The 16,850-nt window shown below is 60.9% G+C and carries 20 protein-coding genes; 6 read left to right on the top strand and 14 right to left on the bottom strand.

Annotation, left to right across the window (positions count from 1 at the left end; all coding sequences use genetic code 11):
• The first annotated feature begins 18 nt into the window (after positions 1–18).
• On the top strand, positions 19–315 hold the full coding sequence (locus V1278_RS36965) for an IS3 family transposase (protein WP_442894633.1): 297 nt from the start codon (positions 19–21) through the stop codon (positions 313–315).
• Positions 316–452: 137 nt separating this feature from the next.
• Here V1278_RS36965 and V1278_RS15225 read toward each other — a convergent pair whose 3' ends face one another.
• The 8 genes from V1278_RS15225 to V1278_RS15190 all read right to left on the bottom strand — a co-directional run bounded on the left by V1278_RS15225 (position 453) and on the right by V1278_RS15190 (position 7,825).
• Positions 453–1,253 carry a ThiF family adenylyltransferase gene (locus tag V1278_RS15225; RefSeq protein ID WP_334381332.1) on the bottom strand — a complete coding sequence of 267 codons (801 nt, stop codon included), beginning with the start codon at positions 1,251–1,253 and terminating at the stop codon, positions 453–455.
• Complete coding sequence (locus V1278_RS15220) at positions 1,232–1,774, bottom strand: Mov34/MPN/PAD-1 family protein (protein WP_334381331.1); 543 nt, start codon at positions 1,772–1,774, stop codon at positions 1,232–1,234. The genes V1278_RS15225 and V1278_RS15220 overlap by 22 nt, the downstream gene beginning before the upstream one ends.
• Positions 1,771–2,715 (bottom strand): multiubiquitin domain-containing protein, encoded by a 945-nt coding sequence (locus tag V1278_RS15215; RefSeq protein ID WP_334381330.1) that lies wholly within the window; start codon positions 2,713–2,715, stop codon positions 1,771–1,773. The genes V1278_RS15220 and V1278_RS15215 overlap by 4 nt, the downstream gene beginning before the upstream one ends.
• 461 nt (positions 2,716–3,176) lie before the next feature.
• Complete coding sequence (locus V1278_RS15210; protein WP_334381329.1) at positions 3,177–3,584, bottom strand: YybH family protein; 408 nt, start codon at positions 3,582–3,584, stop codon at positions 3,177–3,179.
• Positions 3,585–3,881: 297 nt separating this feature from the next.
• A complete protein-coding gene (locus V1278_RS15205) occupies positions 3,882–5,132 on the bottom strand; it encodes a serine hydrolase domain-containing protein (RefSeq protein ID WP_334381328.1) in 1,251 nt (416 codons plus the stop codon).
• A 269-nt stretch (positions 5,133–5,401) separates the two neighbouring features.
• The gene (locus V1278_RS15200; protein ID WP_334381327.1) at positions 5,402–5,959 is read right to left on the bottom strand and encodes a hypothetical protein; all 558 of its coding nucleotides are present in this window, start codon (positions 5,957–5,959) and stop codon (positions 5,402–5,404) included.
• A 91-nt stretch (positions 5,960–6,050) separates the two neighbouring features.
• Positions 6,051–7,205, bottom strand: coding sequence for an acetamidase/formamidase family protein (locus V1278_RS15195; protein WP_334381326.1), 1,155 nt, complete (start codon positions 7,203–7,205; stop codon positions 6,051–6,053).
• A 323-nt stretch (positions 7,206–7,528) separates the two neighbouring features.
• Positions 7,529–7,825, bottom strand: a complete 297-nt coding sequence (locus V1278_RS15190) for a hypothetical protein (protein ID WP_334381325.1) — start codon at positions 7,823–7,825, stop codon at positions 7,529–7,531.
• 532 nt (positions 7,826–8,357) lie between these two features.
• Between V1278_RS15190 and V1278_RS15185 the strand changes: the two genes are divergently transcribed.
• Complete coding sequence (locus tag V1278_RS15185; RefSeq protein WP_334381324.1) at positions 8,358–9,185, top strand: ABC transporter substrate-binding protein; 828 nt, start codon at positions 8,358–8,360, stop codon at positions 9,183–9,185.
• 143 nt (positions 9,186–9,328) lie between these two features.
• On the opposite strand, the gene V1278_RS15180 is transcribed toward V1278_RS15185, so the two are convergent.
• Both V1278_RS15180 and V1278_RS15175 read right to left on the bottom strand, forming a co-directional pair.
• On the bottom strand, positions 9,329–9,892 hold the full coding sequence (locus tag V1278_RS15180) for a hypothetical protein (RefSeq protein ID WP_334381322.1): 564 nt from the start codon (positions 9,890–9,892) through the stop codon (positions 9,329–9,331).
• 470 nt (positions 9,893–10,362) lie between these two features.
• Positions 10,363–10,614: a hypothetical protein gene (locus V1278_RS15175; RefSeq protein WP_334367127.1), complete on the bottom strand. Its 252-nt coding sequence runs from the start codon at positions 10,612–10,614 to the stop codon at positions 10,363–10,365.
• A 727-nt stretch (positions 10,615–11,341) separates the two neighbouring features.
• On the opposite strand from V1278_RS15175, the gene V1278_RS15170 reads away from it, so the two are divergent.
• The 4 genes from V1278_RS15170 (at position 11,342) to V1278_RS15155 (ending at position 13,416) form a co-directional block, all read left to right on the top strand.
• Positions 11,342–11,815: a hypothetical protein gene (locus V1278_RS15170; protein ID WP_334381320.1), complete on the top strand. Its 474-nt coding sequence runs from the start codon at positions 11,342–11,344 to the stop codon at positions 11,813–11,815.
• Positions 11,816–12,109: 294 nt separating this feature from the next.
• On the top strand, positions 12,110–12,295 hold the full coding sequence (locus tag V1278_RS15165) for a hypothetical protein (protein ID WP_334381319.1): 186 nt from the start codon (positions 12,110–12,112) through the stop codon (positions 12,293–12,295).
• A gap of 6 nt (positions 12,296–12,301) precedes the next feature.
• Entirely contained in the window at positions 12,302–12,469 is a 168-nt protein-coding gene (locus V1278_RS15160; RefSeq protein WP_334381317.1) for a hypothetical protein, read from the top strand.
• Positions 12,470–13,107: 638 nt separating this feature from the next.
• Positions 13,108–13,416, top strand: a complete 309-nt coding sequence (locus tag V1278_RS15155; RefSeq protein ID WP_334367123.1) for a hypothetical protein — start codon at positions 13,108–13,110, stop codon at positions 13,414–13,416.
• Here V1278_RS15155 and V1278_RS15150 read toward each other — a convergent pair.
• The 4 genes from V1278_RS15150 to V1278_RS15135 all read right to left on the bottom strand — a co-directional run bounded on the left by V1278_RS15150 (position 13,413) and on the right by V1278_RS15135 (position 16,801).
• The gene (locus tag V1278_RS15150; RefSeq protein ID WP_334367122.1) at positions 13,413–13,628 is read right to left on the bottom strand and encodes a hypothetical protein; all 216 of its coding nucleotides are present in this window, start codon (positions 13,626–13,628) and stop codon (positions 13,413–13,415) included. The two genes, V1278_RS15155 and V1278_RS15150, sit on opposite strands and share 4 nt — an antisense overlap.
• Before the next feature lie 544 nt (positions 13,629–14,172).
• On the bottom strand, positions 14,173–14,895 hold the full coding sequence (locus tag V1278_RS15145) for an ABC transporter ATP-binding protein (RefSeq protein WP_334367121.1): 723 nt from the start codon (positions 14,893–14,895) through the stop codon (positions 14,173–14,175).
• Positions 14,892–15,695 (bottom strand): ABC transporter ATP-binding protein, encoded by an 804-nt coding sequence (locus V1278_RS15140; protein WP_334381316.1) that lies wholly within the window; start codon positions 15,693–15,695, stop codon positions 14,892–14,894. The genes V1278_RS15145 and V1278_RS15140 overlap by 4 nt, the downstream gene beginning before the upstream one ends.
• Positions 15,692–16,801, bottom strand: coding sequence for a branched-chain amino acid ABC transporter permease (locus V1278_RS15135; RefSeq protein WP_334367119.1), 1,110 nt, complete (start codon positions 16,799–16,801; stop codon positions 15,692–15,694). Before V1278_RS15135 ends, V1278_RS15140 begins: the two co-directional genes overlap by 4 nt.
• Positions 16,802–16,850: the final 49 nt, after the last annotated feature.

The raw sequence follows: 16,850 nt of genomic DNA, 5'->3' as shown, positions 1-16,850 counted from the left end.
CTTTGCCGGAACCCGGACATGAGCTCCCGCTTCATCGAGGACCATCGCGATGCCCATCCGGTGCGGCTGATGTGCGCTGTGCTCGAGGTCTCGGCGGCCGGCTATTACGCTTGGCGTGGGCGTCCGGTGAGCGCACGGACAACCACCAATGCCGCGCTCTTGGCTGCGATCCGACAGGTCCATCAGAACAGCGGGGGATGCTACGGCAGCCCACGGGTCCATGCCACGCTGAGGGTGAAGGGGACGTGGCGCCAAGAGTCAGCCGCACATATCCCCGGTACATTGGTTCCTGAACATTCTAAGGTCGTCAGCTAGGGAAATTGATGAACGACGGGCGCGCACCAGCGACCAACCGCATCTTCACGCCCGTCCCCGTGGCCACCATGTCGATCGAAATCCACGGGTAAAACAATAGTCGCAGTTGACGCGGCTAACCTTTGCCGACCAAATTGCTACGTGCAGTTGAGCGCGTCGGCTTCCCCCGTGAACTCTTCTTCGCACGATGCCAGGCGAAACTCGGTGCGGGCATACTTTTGGTTCGGTTCGTGTCGGAACGGGTATGCTCGCGCCATGAACTCGCTCATGAGGGCAGAGGCAGCACGCATGTTGAGCGAAATGACGGAAGGCGCCTGCTCAACCACGCCCTTGATGTAGCCTTCCCGGACTTCCACGTCATGCGCCTCCGGAGATGACCTCTCCAGATATTCTGCCCGGAGTGTTTCGGGCGAATACACGCCGCGGTCTTGCAGCGTCGAACGTCCGGGCTGGACGTAGTCGATGCGGCCGCAGACGTCGGCGATTGCCGGGCAACCGTCAGGTCTCTTGCGCGTCGGGATGGAGACGCCGACGTCGAATAGCGGAATGAGAAATGCACTTGAGATGAGGTCGGCCAGTTGGCGGGCCTCCAACGTGTCGACGCAGCAGAACAGCACATCCGATTGGCTCGCGGCGAGAACTGCGTCGCGCGTCACGATGGAAAGCGGCACGGAACATGCCACTCCCGGACCGCGATAACCTGCGACTGCTTCGGCGAACATTTCGGCCTTCAGCCTTCCTCTCTTGGCGTCCGCCAAGGTGGAGTTCAGAATCCTGTTCAGGTTCTTCAACTCAACCTTGTCGAATTCGACGTACTGGTTGTGCCCGAAGCCCATTCGCGCGCCCTGCTCTGCAGTGATCGAGCCGGTCCCGGACACGCCAATCACGGTCGCGGAGAGCCGGCCAAGTTCGGCCGTCATACCGGAGGAGAAGGCCATCGGCCGCCGCGCCCGCCGCGGTCGCGGGCGTCTCGTTCCCAGAAAAACTGGAGATCGTGGCCGATCACGCTGACCATCTCGACGGCGGTCTTTTTCATTTGGCGGTCGTACAGGCGGGCACGCATGGCGCCATCTGGCGTCATGATGGCGCTGCCATGCAGATCTCCGGTCGCTTCGAACAGGCACGGCATCACGATGCGGTCGCTCGCATCGTCGGCAGCCGAAAACGCGAACAGCCCACCGGGATGGGAGTGCACCAGGACGATGGCGAGGCCCAGGGGCTCGGCCTGGTCGATGGCTTTCTCCAGGTATTCGCCGGGCCAGTAGATCTCGTCCGGCTCTCGCATGCGGCATTCGCGGTGCGTAATGAGGATCAGGTCCTTAGCGAGAAGGCGCAGCCGCGGCCCGGGCGTGCGTGAGCACACCACGATCGCCGCGGCCTCCTTGCCGTCACCTGGATAGAGATGCGCCTTAAGGCGCTCATAGAGAACGCCTGTCAGGGTAAACGTCGGGGAAATCATTGGCCGACTTCCTTGGCGATCGCGGACTCGACGAGCGCGAGATGAGTGATCACGTTGTCGCTGTTCGGGTTCCAGGGAGCCTCCCGGCCGCGGTGACGCGACCAGCCGTTGAAGGGCGTGCCGCAGATCACGGCGGAGACCTGCGTCCGGTCGATCGCCCTGCCCGACGTCAGCCGTAGCGGCGGGCTGGTATAGAACATGTCGATCTGCGCCCCGGGATAGGTGAGCGGGATCTCGAGCGCGAGCAGGACGATCTGAGGCACGTAGCCGGCCGGCACCTGATAGTGGTGAATCAGGAGCCAGCGACGGTTGACGTCGATCACCGTTTCCCAGAAGCAGCCGAGAGCATCCAGGTGCTTCTCGTCGACCTCAAGCAGATCGAACTGCCGCCGCGGCTTGGCGGCAGCTTCCCCGTTGTGGACCCCGGCCGGCGTCAGACGGATCTTTTCGATGCCAGGCGTCCGCAGGTCGACCGTGTAGTCGAGGTTCACCGCGCGCTTGGGCTCTCCCTTCACGATCAGGAAGATCTGCCAAGCCTTGGTGATGTCGAACCCGGCCTTCTGCATCGCGTCGCGAACGACGATGGTCGGCAGGTGCAGCTCCAGCGTCACGCCCTGGACGTTCAGCTTCCAGGTCGGCTTCCGGCTGACGAACGCCTCGGTGCCGTGGTGGCCGAGGTCGATGACCTCACGCGGCTCGATCATCCGGTCCGGCTGATCGACCCGCGTCAGCAGCAGCTCGTCCTCCGTCGCGATGTTGCCGAGCTTCCAGACGACCTCCCCGGAGACGGTACGGCTGGGCCAATCGAAGCGCTCGCCGTTGATCGTGAGGAAGTAGAGGCGGTCGGTCTCCACCGCGATGAACCGGCGACCGCCGTCGAGATCAACGCTCTGGTTCGGGCGAATCTCGGCCAGACCGCCATCGGCGAGGAACTGCAGCACCGCGGTCTGCTGCGCCGGCGTGAAGCCACCCAGAGCGTGGGCAGCATGGACCTCGGCAAAATCAACCTGGGCAATAAAGCTCAGCGGCCAAGTGCGATTGCGGATGCTCCGTTCGGCTTGCTGCGAGCGTTCCCACTCCCTTATCGAATCTTTCCAGCGCGTTGTGCTGAAGAGCCGGTGGAGCCAGTACCAGCGGCCGGCATCAAGTTGCCGGGGTAAGGACCGGCATAGCCGGCTTCCTCAATGAACGGCGGCCTCGTGGGCCAATTGACGTCGAGAGGCAAGTCGGGTTCGCCACCGAGGCGACACGTTCCAATTTGTGCGTTGACTTCTTCGTCAACCGGGCCCGGGACCAGGATGATACAGCGTCGTGCCAACTGAGCCAGCCTTGGCGCCCACTCGCCCAATCCCGCAACTCGGAGCGAGCTTTCCAATTCAGGCCGGTTTGACCACATCTGCGGCTATTCCGATGCCGGCAACGGAAAGGAGTGGTGCTCGTGCGCGACCTGCCACTTGCCGCCCTGCTTACGCAGGCCGATCGTGAGACGCAGGCGGTTGTCGGGATTCATTTCGAGCTCCTCCACGGTCCCGCAACGCAGCAACGCGTGCGCGAAGGCGACATCATTGCCAGCGGTGACGTCGAGCGAGACGATCTCGAACGTGGCACCCTGCTTCTGCCACTTGAAGAAAGGCGGCCATGTGTCGCGATACGCCGTCTTGCCGCGCACCTCATTCGGCGGAGGGACATCGAACATCACGATGTCGTCGGTGTGATCGGCAAGAACGCTATCCATGTCGCATGCGTGCACTGCTCTTGCCCACCGCTCGATCAGCCTGCGTATTTGAGTTTCGTCTGGGCTTCGTGGCATTGCGCGTCTCCTTCAAGTGTTGTGTTGTCCCCCTAAGGACGAGAAAGAAGGCGGTGATCGGACCGCCAGGCCACGCAGACTCTTTTTTGAAGTACGACCAAACTGTCACATTTCCATTTGACCTAGGCGAAAGCGTGTCTGGCATAAGCGCTGGGGCCATCGGCGTCCGCTCTCAGAGGCGGAGCAGACCAAGGTAGGACGCAGCAAGAACGTCGCCTTTTGACCCTAAGGGTGCGTGCCTACGGCCATCTCCGAAAGTCCGCTTCTGCTCCGAGGCGGACAAAGTTGCCACTGGGACTAACGATGTCCGAACTGCGCCACGACCGCATACCACAAGGCCATCGCTTCGGGCGATTTGGGGTCCCCGATCGGCACCTTGCGAACCGCCGTCTGCACCATGATCAGCTTCGACTCGGGATCGACGAAGAGACCCTGTCCATGGATGCCCAGGAGAAGAAACATCCGCCGCTCACCCGGTAACAACCAGACCTGATAGCCGTAGCCCCAGGACTGGGCAATCGTGTTGCGTAGATAACTGTCCCGTGGCGCCACCGTTGCATCGAGAAGCCACTGCCTCGGAACAATCTGCTGACCGTTCCAGCCACCGTCATTTGCCAACATCAATCCCAGGCGTGCCCAGTCGCGTAGTGTGGCGATGAAGCAGCAGTAAGCCACTTCCTGCCCCGTGGAATCGATAGCCCAAGCGGCGTCGGACTCGGCACCAAGCTTCTGCCAGATCCGCGTCGCCAGATAATCGGCAAGCGGCATGTGCACCGCGCGGCTGACAACGAGGCCAAGCACTTCCGTCTCCGAACTGGCGTAGGCGAAGCGTGTATTCGGTGGCGCGTCGCGCGTACTGAATTGGCGAAGGGCGGGGATCACACCCACCGCATCATTCCCCAGCAACGCCATGTGCAATCGGAAAATGTCCTCGTCTGGCTGATACGTTCTCTCTAGAAAAGCTACACCCGACGACATTCGAAGCAGAGCGCGCAACGGGGTAGCGCCGTACGCTGTGCCCTCCAATTCCGGGACATAGGTGGCCGCCGTATCGTCGATCGAGCGAATTGCTCCTTCAGAGATCGCGATGCCGACTAGCAGTCCCGTGATCGTCTTAGCCATGGAGTTCGAGAGCAAACGATCCCGATCGCTACGGGCATAGCGATAGTGTTCGAACAGGATCGTATCACCGCGCGCGATCAGCAGGGCCGTCACCGGGTGCGTATCGAGATAATCGCCGATCGTCTTTTGCCGACCGTCGTAATGGTAGACTGCAACGATCTCCTCGGCAGCTCGCTTCAAAACCGACGGCATCGCCGGTTTTTGAACGGCGCGCATCGAGTGCAGCTTGTCGAAATGACTATGCGTACCAACCAAAAAGTCCTGCCGGGACCCCGGCGGGTATTCGAAGGGTGGTACCGGATATCCCTTCAGAGCCCCATATGCCTCCGCGTCAGGACCGGTGTCCGAGAACACGGGACCCGATTCCGCAAGGGCCACGCCTTCGAAAACAATCGAAAGGAACACGAACAGCAAAAGACGGATCATGGTGCCTCAGCTTGCAACTCGACGGGCTGATAAGGAGCATGTTGACACTTCGATCATACCACCAAATTAAGGGCTCACGTCCGGTCCAGGCCGTAGCCGACTTGGCTGCTGGAGCCGCTGACGGCCGGTCTCGGGGCTAAAACGGACGTGAAGCCAGGCAGGTGAGGACGCCCGGTTCTGACCCTTTTCTTAAATGCTGCGAGGGCGCGACGAGGCTCGCAATGATGAAGAAGCAGAGGTCTGGGCGGCCTCCAGCTTAGGGCCGCGGCTCATTGCGGGACATCAACCTCGTGGGTGTGATCCTCATGGGCATGTGGCTCGAGGCCCGGCATGGGCGCGCCCGTGAAATAACCTAGAGCGCCAGGATGCAGCGGGATGCGCGAGTCGGGTGGCTCGGCGGACGAACCGCTCGGCAGCAGCAATTCGGCGCTGCGGCTCTTGTCCAACGCTTCGGCGATCAAACAGGCATGGCGTGCTGCAAAGTCGTCGCGGCAGACGAACAAATACTCTCCGATGCCGACGACGGTGAACAGCTTGACTGGTCCGTGCTCGGCGAAGGGGAGCCTCCCTTGTCGAAGGGCTGCCGCATCGTCGCGCCGCATCAGCGCGACGTCCAACTGCTGCGAGCTGATCAGACTGGCGATGCGCTCCTTGTGCGGCGCCCTGCTCACCTGAGCCTTGCTGCTCGGCAAGCGATCCGCGAGGACCTCAGCTACCCGCTTGCCGAGCTCGAACGAGGGAGGATCGGCGCGCGAAGTCAGGATCAGCAGGTGGCGCCGGCGGTAGACGCCCCACTGGCCATAGGGTGCGTGGCCACAAAGGAACATGGCTGCGGCGCCGGCCCCCGCCGTTCGGAGGAGTTCCCGGCGGCTCGGCCTCCCGCCAACCTCAGGACCTTCGATCTTATGCCACACGCTACTACTTGCGGAATATGGTGGTCGGCAGGATGGCGGAGACTGCGTAGTTCGGCACGTCGACGACATTGCCGATACGCAGGTCGGCGGCCACGCTCGCCACGACATATGCCTGCTCCGGCGTGAGGCCCTTCTCGACAACCATCCAGTCGATCAGCTCGATCAGGGCGTTGCGCGCCGCCAGCATCAGATCCTCCGAGAGGTTCTCGAGCGGGCCGATTTTCTGGCTGTCGAGGTAGGTATGGTAAGGCGGGATCTGGCCCTTGGCTTTCAGCGGGAAGCCGGTGGTGGCGTAGAACTCGGTCGGCGCCAACCGGATGAGCTGATCGCCGCCTTCGAAGTGCGGGACTTTGACCTTCGCGGCTTGCGCCTTGCGGATCTCGGTGACCAGCGTGACCGTCGCCCCCATCTCGATCGCCGTGCCGGAGACCTCGCCATCACCTTGCGCGAAATGGACGTCGCCGACGAACAACCCGCACCCGTCCACGAAGCAGGGCAGCAGCAGCGTCGTGCCCACCACCATCTGCTTGATGTCCATGTTGCCACCGTTCTCGCGCGGCGGAATGGTGCGCAGGCACTCATTCTTGCTGCTTCCGTTCTGACCGCAGACATCGCTCGGCAGCGCACCGAGCGGCTGCGGAGTCAGCACGACGCCGCCCGCGCTCTGCAGCGCCGCCTCGCGCGTGAGGATCGTGGCCACCTCGGGCTGGCCCGGCAGCACCCCGACCGTGCCCATAAATCCGTTAAAGGGGAGGACGACGCCCGGGATCTGGTCGGAGACCGCCTCCTTGCGGTTGAGTTTCCAATTGGCGATGAACGGCTTGGTGAAGCGATCGCGCAGGAAACCAAAGCCCGGGACGATCACGGTGTAACCGTAGTCGTCCGGCTGTACGTCGAGGAGTGTCACCGCCAGTACGTCGCCGCGCTGGGCACCCTCGATGAAGACCGGGCCGGTCAGCGGATGGACGAGATTGAGATCGGCCGCCGACACATCCTCAGGCTTGGAGCCGAGGTTGAAGTCGGAGTCGAAGGCGTCGCGCGTTTCAAAGACGATATGCTGACTGGGGTTGGCGCGACTCACCGGCTTGATGGCCGGGTGCATGCGGTTCATGCAGTTCTTGTCGTCGACGCAGTGCGCGCCGGTCTTCGCGACGCGCACAACCTGCCACGCCTTAACGGACGTCGTATCCGCATGCGCTGCGGTTGCGCTGAGCAGCAACGTCGCGGCCGCAGTGATGATCCAGAATTGCCCGGATTGCATCATTCGCTCCTCCCTCAGCAGAATCGTGACCCTATTCTGGTCGGGACGACGATCGGCAACGCCTTGGGCGCCCGGCGGCACGATGAGGAGATCAAGATTTCGTCCTGACGACCGTCCGGCGAAGCTACTCCCCTTTGGGGTCAGTGCCAACCACCATGGGTCGAAAGGGCGGAAAAACAACGGCCTCTTCACCGCCATGGCGTTCTTGTCGGTCCTTGTCCTCAAAGTGCAGCGTTTTCAGTGTCGGCGCTGATACGACGGACATATCCTTCGCGGTCAGACAACCAAACGAACGGCGCGAGACCGATCAGCAACAGGGCGACGCCGGTGGCACCTTCCAGGAGACGGGACAGATGGGCTAGGGTCCCGCCATGCCGGGTCCAGCTGCACACGCGCCGTTCGCGTGCGAAGATCGTCAGCAACGCAACGACGCAGAGCGTCAGGGCGACGCCCAGCAGCATCGCGGCGGCGAAGGCAACGCCGGCCGCTGGGACACCGTTTGCCAGGGCGTAGACCATCGCGAACAACGTGAGGCGGGCACGGTACGAGACCCGCCACAAGTCCCACGGACAAGCATCGTGACGGTGCGGCTCACCGCGGATTGCGCGAAAGAGCAGCCATGCGCCGATGGCCGCCAGAAGACCGCGGCTCAGCAGTTAGGGCGGCGCCCGGCGCCTCTGGTCGAGTGTGAACGCATGAAGCCACCGGCGCCAACTCATAGCGACGTCCTCTAGCCCCAAGCAGAACAACGTTTAAACCGTTATCATGTCGGCTGTCAGTGGCAGACTTGACGCCGGTCCATGCTCGCCTCCACCGCCGCTTGTGACCCGAAGCAGTCATTGCACCCGGTATAGTCTCATGAAAAAAGTGCTAAGCTGATCTTCCCACTGGCGTGATCCCTAGAGGGAGCGACGCATGCGACGGCGAGAATTCATAGCCTTCAGCGGTGCCGTAGCAATCCTCCCATTTGCTGCGGGGGCTCAGGCCCAAGTCCGCCGCGTGGGTGCGCTCCTAGCTAGCCCTCTAAGCAGGCCAATTCTCGAAAGAGTGTTGAAGGAGAAAGGATGGCTGTTGGGTCAGAACCTGCTCATAGACTATTGCATAAGCGATGGCGATACTGAGGAGAGCCGCAAGTGCGCGCGCGAATTGATCTCGTTGAAGCCTGATGTCTTGTTCGCGGTTACCAACACGTCGATGGCGTCACTGCAAGCTGAGGGGTCTAACATCCCGACCGTATTCGCGATGGTCAGCGATCCGATTGGAATGCGCTATGTAGAGACTTTCGCGCGACCCGGTCGTAATGTTACCGGCTTCACTGCCTTTGTACCATCTCTCGGGGGTAAGTGGGTCTCCCTGCTGAAGGAAATCGCGCCGCAGATTGAGCGAATCGGCGTTATCTACAACCCGGAACCAGGGAATAACTCTGCTGCGTTTCTCGCTTCGATAAAGGCCGCCGCACAAACCTTCGGAGTGGTTTCGGTGGAGACGCCCCACGGCGATAGCTCCAGCATAGAACGGCTAATCGTATCTCTCCAAGACGCGCGGAACGCTGGTCTTATTTTTCTACCTGACGCACTGACTGCCGCACGACGGAAGGAAATGACCGCGCTTGTTGCTAAGTGCAGGTTGCCCGCGATCTACTTCCTACGACTATTCTGCGATGTAGGGGGTCTTGTTTCGTATGGAGTAAACCTCAATAAAATATATGCAGGCGCGGCATCCTATGTTGATCGAATTTTGCGCGGCGCCAATCCGGCGGACCTGCCAGTGCAAGCTCCGACCGAATTTGAATTCATCATCAACCGCAAGACCGCGAGAGTGCTCGGCTTGGAATTACCCGAAAGCCTCCTAGCCCACGCCGATGAAGTTATCGAATAGAGAGCCGACTTCCGCTTGTGGCCCTTCAGAGACCTGCCAACAGCCGGTCACAACGTCTGCTGTTCGGGGTAGACCGGAAGTGACGGCCTGGCCGCCCAAACGGCGCTCATGACCCGTTTCCGACATTCAATCCTAGAAACGAATCATCCGAGGAGTAATTTTGCGACCGCGGCGACCAGGCCAACCACCGAACTGCCAAAGCCAATCATCGCGGCAATCACAGGTGGGGCCTTAAACGGGTTGGTCGGGAGCACAATCGGCTGTTCGCCACGGACTCGATCCACAACATCCAGCATCTCTGCATCGTTCTTGAAGACTCGCCTTTCATCTTCCGCTCGTCTAACAACCTCATTAGCAAGTCTTAGTCCCCTAAACTGATCTAATGGTAGCGTCTCCATTTTCGTGTAGAGGATCGCTTTGCCCGCAGGATTGGATTCCTTGAAGCTTTTCAGGCAGTCGTAGCCTGAGGGGTTTCCGCCGATATGCCCGATTAGGAGATCAATCCGGTGCGGGCGCCCCCACCCCCAAAACCGCTTTCCTGCGGCTTCCTTCAACTCTTTTAGCTTCTTAGTATCGACATTGCTCCCGTTGCGGGAGGTTTGTAGAGCGACGACCTCCGTCTTGTCTGGAAACTTTTCCTCAAGGCGAGCCTTGAGGTGGTGAAGGCGATCGGGGCTATAGTCGACGACGACGATGCGATACGTCATAGTTCCCTCCTGTCAATCCAAAGCCGACCTCCTATTCAGCGCGAACGCGCTTGACCTGTTGATTCATCGATCGGGAGCGAAGCGGGACTTGCCAATCCGCTGGGCAATCGCATCCCAGGTCTGCTCGCAAGTTTCAGCATTGCGAGATCGCGCAGACGAGAGCGTAGAGCCAAGGCAGTCTCGGTCAAGGGCAGCGGTCCAATAACGACCAGACGCCCATTTATGGTTGGGCACGGCTGCTCCCGTTGCTGGCGTTGCCATTGAGTTCCGCCGGCCTCCGAATAGTCTCCTCGGGTTCTCCTCACGCAGAACAGCGCTTAAGCCGTTGTCATGTCGGCCGACAGAGGCAGACCGGACGTCGGTCTATGCTGGCCTCCACCGCCGCTTGTGACCCAAGCCAGTCATCATGAACGACGCGAGACGTTCAGCCATCGACCTCAGCGTAAGTTCGGACTCACATCCTGCAGCCGTCACACATGGAGTGGCCGGACCTCTTGCGGCCAACCACAAGCGATTGCGAGCTTGCCGGCCCAAAACTTCGCCGACTCTTGCTCGGAGACATCAACGACCGTGAAGCCACCGAGATACTCCGGGGCGTTGGAATACCGACCTTCGCTAAACTGCAGTTCGCCGCTGATGTTATTAGCACTGAAAGCCTTGCTCAGATCTTCATCTACTCCCGCGGCGAAGATGAGCACGCCCGCTTCCTTCATCTCGGCCACGACTGCCCTAGCCAACGGTCCGCGAGACTGAAACCACTCTTTGGAGTGATTGACACACCGAGGTTTCGTCAATCCGTCTATGCCCCGAAGCAACGACTCCGTCCGTGTTGCCAGGACATGGCTTTGCCGGTGACGGCGAAGCTATGCCACGAGCCCGGGGCAGCAGAATCCCCAAATCGAAACGATCCGCGACGACATGGCCGAGTAAACGCGCTCGCTCAGGCGGCGCTTCTCCGGTACCGGGTCGCGCCACAAGCGCGCGGGCACACCCGTCTGCGGCAACATGCCAGTCAGACTCGCGGATAGACGCGCTTTGCGCGGGGACGGCGTGGATTGATGGACCAGGGACGGCGCCTCGGGCCGGCGGGGCCGTGCAGTGCCCGTGGTCAGACCGAAGAAGTGGAAGGAAGCAAACCCTTATTTCACGATGCGTGTGTCCGAGAATGTTGGGCAAGAGGCGCGCGCTCAAACGCTCGGCCCCACGACCTCGATGGGACGCACCAGCGGCTCACCAAGATCATCGCCAAGACCGAGGACAGTTACCCGCACGCCGACTGTTTTTAGGATGATGCTACGGGGTTACTTGCAAACAAGCGCGGCAACGCAAATACTCTCGCTAAAATCGGAGCACGCTATGATTACAACTCTTAGTCGGCGGACATCGATTTTCTTGGTCCTATCTCTCCTATCTCCGATACCAACCGTTCTTCGGGCCGCAGAATTGAGCTTGGGTGAAATAGCCACAGCGATAAAAGATCTCGCAATTTTCATGATCAAAAGGGGCGATCTAGAGACGAGGGAAAAGCGCAAAGTCAGTGCTGCTCAAATAGGCGCGCGGATGATTCGTATCGCTGCAATGGAGCGCATTTTTGCGGAGTACTTGCAGAGCAAGCCCGCAACGATGAGTGAATTTTCGCCCCACGATCAAATGTTAGTCGATCAAGAGCTCAGACGCATCGATCGCGAAATTGCGAATTTTGCGGAGGACCTACGCGAGATAGATCCTGCATGGGCAGCTAAAAATCCGAAGCTCTACAATGAACTATTCGCGATCGGTCACGGAAAGGGATTGTGGTGGGCCGTTAGATTCCGACACTACGGCGCAAACCAGGACGTTGGCCGGTTGCGAGCTTGGATGAATGCCGAAGCTAAGGAGCTCGAGATCGCAGCTGCCGGAATCCAATCAGGGCTAACTCCCTAACTGGCAACAACACGCACCCACCGGCCTTCAAATTTTTTCGGCCGCCCCTCGCCCACTCCGCCACCCCCCTTGCGCGCGCCGCCAGTGAAGGCCGACGCGCTGGGCGATTGAGCCGAAGCCGCCCTGCCGGCGGGCGGGCGCCCGCTGATAATGGGGGCGGCCCAATAACTGAGGGGGTTAAGCAATGAACCAAGAGCGAATCGAAGAACTGAAGATCAAGAAGATCACGCATAGACTTGTCATTAACGTTCGCCACTGGAGTGGCAGCGACAGCACACCGACAGCGTCGCGATCGTGTCAGACACGCCGTTCGCCACCATCCGCAACGGCGAGCGCATCCGGATCGGCGGTGTCGAGGGATTTCCAGAATCTAGACTGATTACCGGCGTGGTCAGGAAGGTGTCGCATACCATCTCCGGCGGCCCTCTCGATTTTACCCAAACAGTGACGGTCGACGTCGACCAGGATCGAGAGCCATAGGGCCTGATGATCATCGCTATCAGATCGTTGACCCGCGCGCTCTCGGCCGCCGCACAATTCGCGAACCCGCATCCTCTCATCGTCGCGGCGCTCTTCCCGGCTATCGCAATCGGCCTCATCGGCCTCGCGGTGCTCGGTGCCATCTCGCGCGTGAAGATGCTCATCGCGATATGACAGAGCAGAAGCACCACGAGCGGAACACGTGCATCATCAGGTTGCCGTCGCAGGTCGTCGCGAACCTTCGCCGCGACGCCCGTAGATGCGGCGTGCGCCGACGCGCGGCGGCGGCGATCTTGAAGGGCGTCAGGGCTAAGCAGGCTCCGTCTCGCAGCTATCTGGGCTTATCAGGCCGCTGGGTGCTCTAATTCCAGCACGCGCAGTCCAGCGGGTGTAATCTCGTATCTGCCATCTGGGCGGCGTACCAGCCACCCAGCTCTGACCATCTCCTGCGCAGTCTGCACGCTACAAACAGGATGACTGCCGCCGGGGTAGTAGAGCCTGTCAGTTCGGTCGATAAGGTATCCGTACAGCCGAGCTTGCCGGAGCGCTCTAATTCTCGGCTTCTCCATACCCTCACATAGTCACCAGGGCCGGGAATTGCGACTCCACGCTCTGCCGATCCGGCCTGACGTCGGCGCCGTTTCCTGGTCGCTCGCGTTGCATCGGGGGCACGCCGCGGCGCCGCCGATGGTGTCCTAATTCCCACAGTGCGAGCGCAAAAGCGTCTCTCTGTCGGATTTCGAACCGACTGGCCGGACCCATTCGTTTGAACCTGTTCGCATTTCATTGGTAGCCGTTTTGGCGGTCGAAAAATGGATGCTCTAGGTATCGCGCTGATTGTCATTGGCCTCGCCATCGTTTGCAGCGGACTCATCTTCCTGCGCGGATTCTCGGAGAAGCCCAACGAGGAGAGCACGGCAATCGCGGAATTTGAGCGCTCCCAAGTAGGTGGATCTGGGGAGATTCCCCAGGGCGAAGCCGCAGGCGTGCCTCAGCATGTGGGCGATCCATTCGAGCGCCACCTGCTCGAAGATCTAAATGCGATGGATCCGGAGGTGCGCAGCGAGTGCGGCAAAGATTCATTAGGCCCGATGGGTGAAGCACCGCGCCGACCCGACTAGATCGACCAGCCGTCTGTCGTCGTATTGGCGTCCAGTCGGTCGAGCGCCTCCCTCACCTTCGACCAGAAGCGCGCGATGTCGCCGGTTAAGGCCGACGCCTCGCGCTCGCGGGCGAAGCCGAAGGCGCCGGAGCCCTTCCGCGCCCAGAGGTGCTCGGCCGCCGCCTGCGGCGACATGCGGCCCCAGAGGGGCCCGCGCAGTCGTTTTGCCATCCCCGCCCCATTTGCTCCGGCGCCCGCCAGCGTCGCGGCGACGCCAGCACAAAGGCCCGGGCTGGAGCACCGGGCCTTTGTCCCTGACTCGACCTGCTGTGTGAGTTTCAGGACGAAGCGAACCGACGATGGCCGAATCATGCCAAAACCTCGGGTGCAATTGGGGCAGGCATCCGCATGCGGTGCGCGGCACGCCTGGACGCAATCAGCTTTGGATAAATTTGACGGTCGAGATCGGCTATCGACCCTCATGTCCTCCGATTGAAACGGACACGCCGACTGCATTGCGCAATGTCCGCTCTCAGGGGCAAAGCGGAAAAAATATACTCACGTTGAGTTTTTCCGGTTTTGACACGAAGCGGACGACGATTGGGGAGCAACCTGCTTTGCGATCCGAGGCGTATGTCATCCCATCGCTGTACTGCTTTGACGGTCGCGGCACGAAACAACCCCTCGGTGTTGCGCGCCAGCACCCTCGTGGTTGGGCCAATTGACTGTCGTACAGCCGACCAGATCGCCGCATCATCTCAACAAGTGAGAACCATTATCCAAAGTACGCCTCGTGCACTTGCTTCGTTTGACTGAGCTCGCCTGGCTCGCCAGCGGCGACGACGCGGCCCTTGGAGAGGACGTAGCCGTAGTCGGAGATCGCGAGCGTCTGATGGACGTTCTGTTCGACCAGGAATACGGTGATGCCCTGCTGGTTGATGCGGCGGATGATATTGAAGTTCTCCCGCACCAGGATGGGCGCGAGGCCGAGCGAAGGCTCGTCGATGAGGAGAAGCTTCGGCGCGCGCATGAGTCCCCGGCCAATCGAGACCATCGCCTGCTCGCCCCCCGACATGGTGCCGGCAAGCTGATCGCGGCGCTCGCCGAGCCGCGGAAAGGTGGCATAGACATGCGCCAAGCGCTGCGCAACAGCCGCGTCCGATGTCTCCTGATAAGCGCCGATGCGCAAATTTTCTTCGACCGTGAGCTTCGCGAATACCCGCCGACCTTCGGGAATACAGGCAATGCCGGCCGCGATCACCCGGTGGGTCGGGAGTCCCGCAAGGTCCGCACCGCCGAATCGGATGCTGCCCCTGTTCGGTGGCGTCAGTCCGAGGATCGAGCGGATCAAAGTGGTCTTGCCGGAGCCGTTGGAACCGAGGAGACAGGTGATCTTGCCCGACGCTGCCGTCAGCGAGACGTTCTCCAGCACGTTGGCCTGATCATAGGCGGTGGAGACGCCTTCGATCACGAGCGCGTTGGCCTCGTCGTTTGTCATTGCAGACCCAGATACGCTTCTTGCACCATTCGGTCGGCGGCGATCTCCGCGAATGTACCAGCGGCGATCTTGCGGCCGAAATTGAGCACCACGCAGCGATTGGTGATGCGTTCGATGACACCCATCTCATGCTCGACGATCACGATCGAAAGCCCGTCGAGTCGCTTCCGCACTTCCAATATATCGTCCATGAGCTGGCTCGTTTCCTCGTGCGTCATGCCGGCGGAGGGCTCGTCCAGCAGCAGCAGCTGGGGGCGGCTGATCAGCGCGCGGCAGATCTCGATGCGGCGGCGGTCGATCATGGGCAGGCCCGCGACCGGCTCCAGCATGCGCCGAGCGAGCGGCGGATCGAACACCTCGACCAGCGCTTGCGCTTTGGCAAAGCTCTCCTCGAATTCGGCCTTGAATGCTTGGCGCCTGACGAGGTTGAACCACAGGCCCTGGTTCAGGCGCTTGTGGTTGCCGATCATGATGTTGTCGAAGATCGACAGCGGCAGGGACAGCCGCGAACGCTGAAAGGTGCGCGACACTCCTGCATGATAGATGGCTTGCGGGGTGGCCCGTGTAATCTCGGCGCCGTCCAATGACACGTGACCTGCGTCTGCCCTGTAGATCCCGGTGATGACGTTGAAGAATGTGGTCTTGCCGGAGCCGTTCGGGCCAATCAGGCCAACAATCTCGCCCCGTGCAACATCGAAGTCGAGATGATCGAGAGCCAGTACGCCGCCGAAACGCCTGGTCAAACCCCGTGCCTCGAGCACCAGCGGCATTTCTTCACGCGGCGCGGGATTTTGCGTCATGGCCGCCATCCGGGGAAATATCTGCGCACCGGCCGCGGCAACAGGCCCTCGGGCCGGAACAGCAGGACCATCATGACCAACGCGGCATAGAGCAGAAAGCGATATTCCTGGATGACCTGCAGCTTCTCCGGAACGATGACGACGATCACGGTTGCCACGGCCACGCCCCAGGGATTGCCGATGCCCCCGAGCAGCAGGATCGATACAAAAACGAGCGAGTCGGCGAACGTATAGTTGTTGGGTTGGACGAAGCCGACGACCATCCCATGCAACGTGCCGGCAACGCCGATTAGGAAATTGCCGAGCAGGAAGGCCGTTATCTTCCAACGTACGATATTGAGTCCGAAGCAACCGGCAGCGGTCTCGTCCAGCCGCAGCGCATCGAGATTGAGGCCGATCCAGGACCGCTCGAGCCGTCGTACGACCACGAAAGCCAAGACCACGATCATCATGCTTATGACGAAATAATTGAGATAGAACGACAGCTCGACCCCACCGATCTCGATATTGTCATTGAACGACCATCCGAGGATCGTCATGCCTCGCACCTGAAGCCCCTGGGGACCTCCAAGGACGTCGTTTACCTCCAGAAAAGTCTTGAACAGGAGGGCAAACGCGATGGTGACCACCGCCGCGTAGTGACCGCGCGTGCGCAAGACGGGCAGCAGGAGGAGCGATCCGATCAGCGCCGCCATGAGCCCGCCAATCAGCAGCACGAGCAAATGCGGAATGGCGGTGTGCTGATTGAGCACGGCAGCGGTGTAGGCGCCTATGCCAAAAAACGAGGCGCCTGCAAAGTTCAGCACCCCCGCATAGCCGAATTGGATGCTCAGCCCAAGTGTCGCGACGGTGTAAAGCACCACAGTGCAGACAAGCAGCAGGACGAAATGGTCTTCGTGGAAGACCGCCCCAACCGCGAGCGCCGCGACAATCGCGAGCAGCCCCAGCGCGTCTTCCCGCTCGCTGAAACTGTGCGCAACGGGCTTCAGCAATCCGAGACGGTTGGCCGCGACAACGGCGCCGATACCAAGGGCCAGCAGCGCGATGATCGCTTTCTGATTTTCGACCCGCAGGAGGATGATCAGGAATACCGTGACCAAGACCACGGCAGCGGCTCCCGGCAGGAGCGACCGCCCTCCATCGTTCCCCGAAAGC

This window comes from Bradyrhizobium sp. AZCC 1577, assembly GCF_036924575.1.
GTDB lineage: Bacteria > Pseudomonadota > Alphaproteobacteria > Rhizobiales > Xanthobacteraceae > Bradyrhizobium.
Note: the sequence above shows the minus strand (reverse complement) of the source record. Positions and strands in the feature narration are given on the sequence as shown.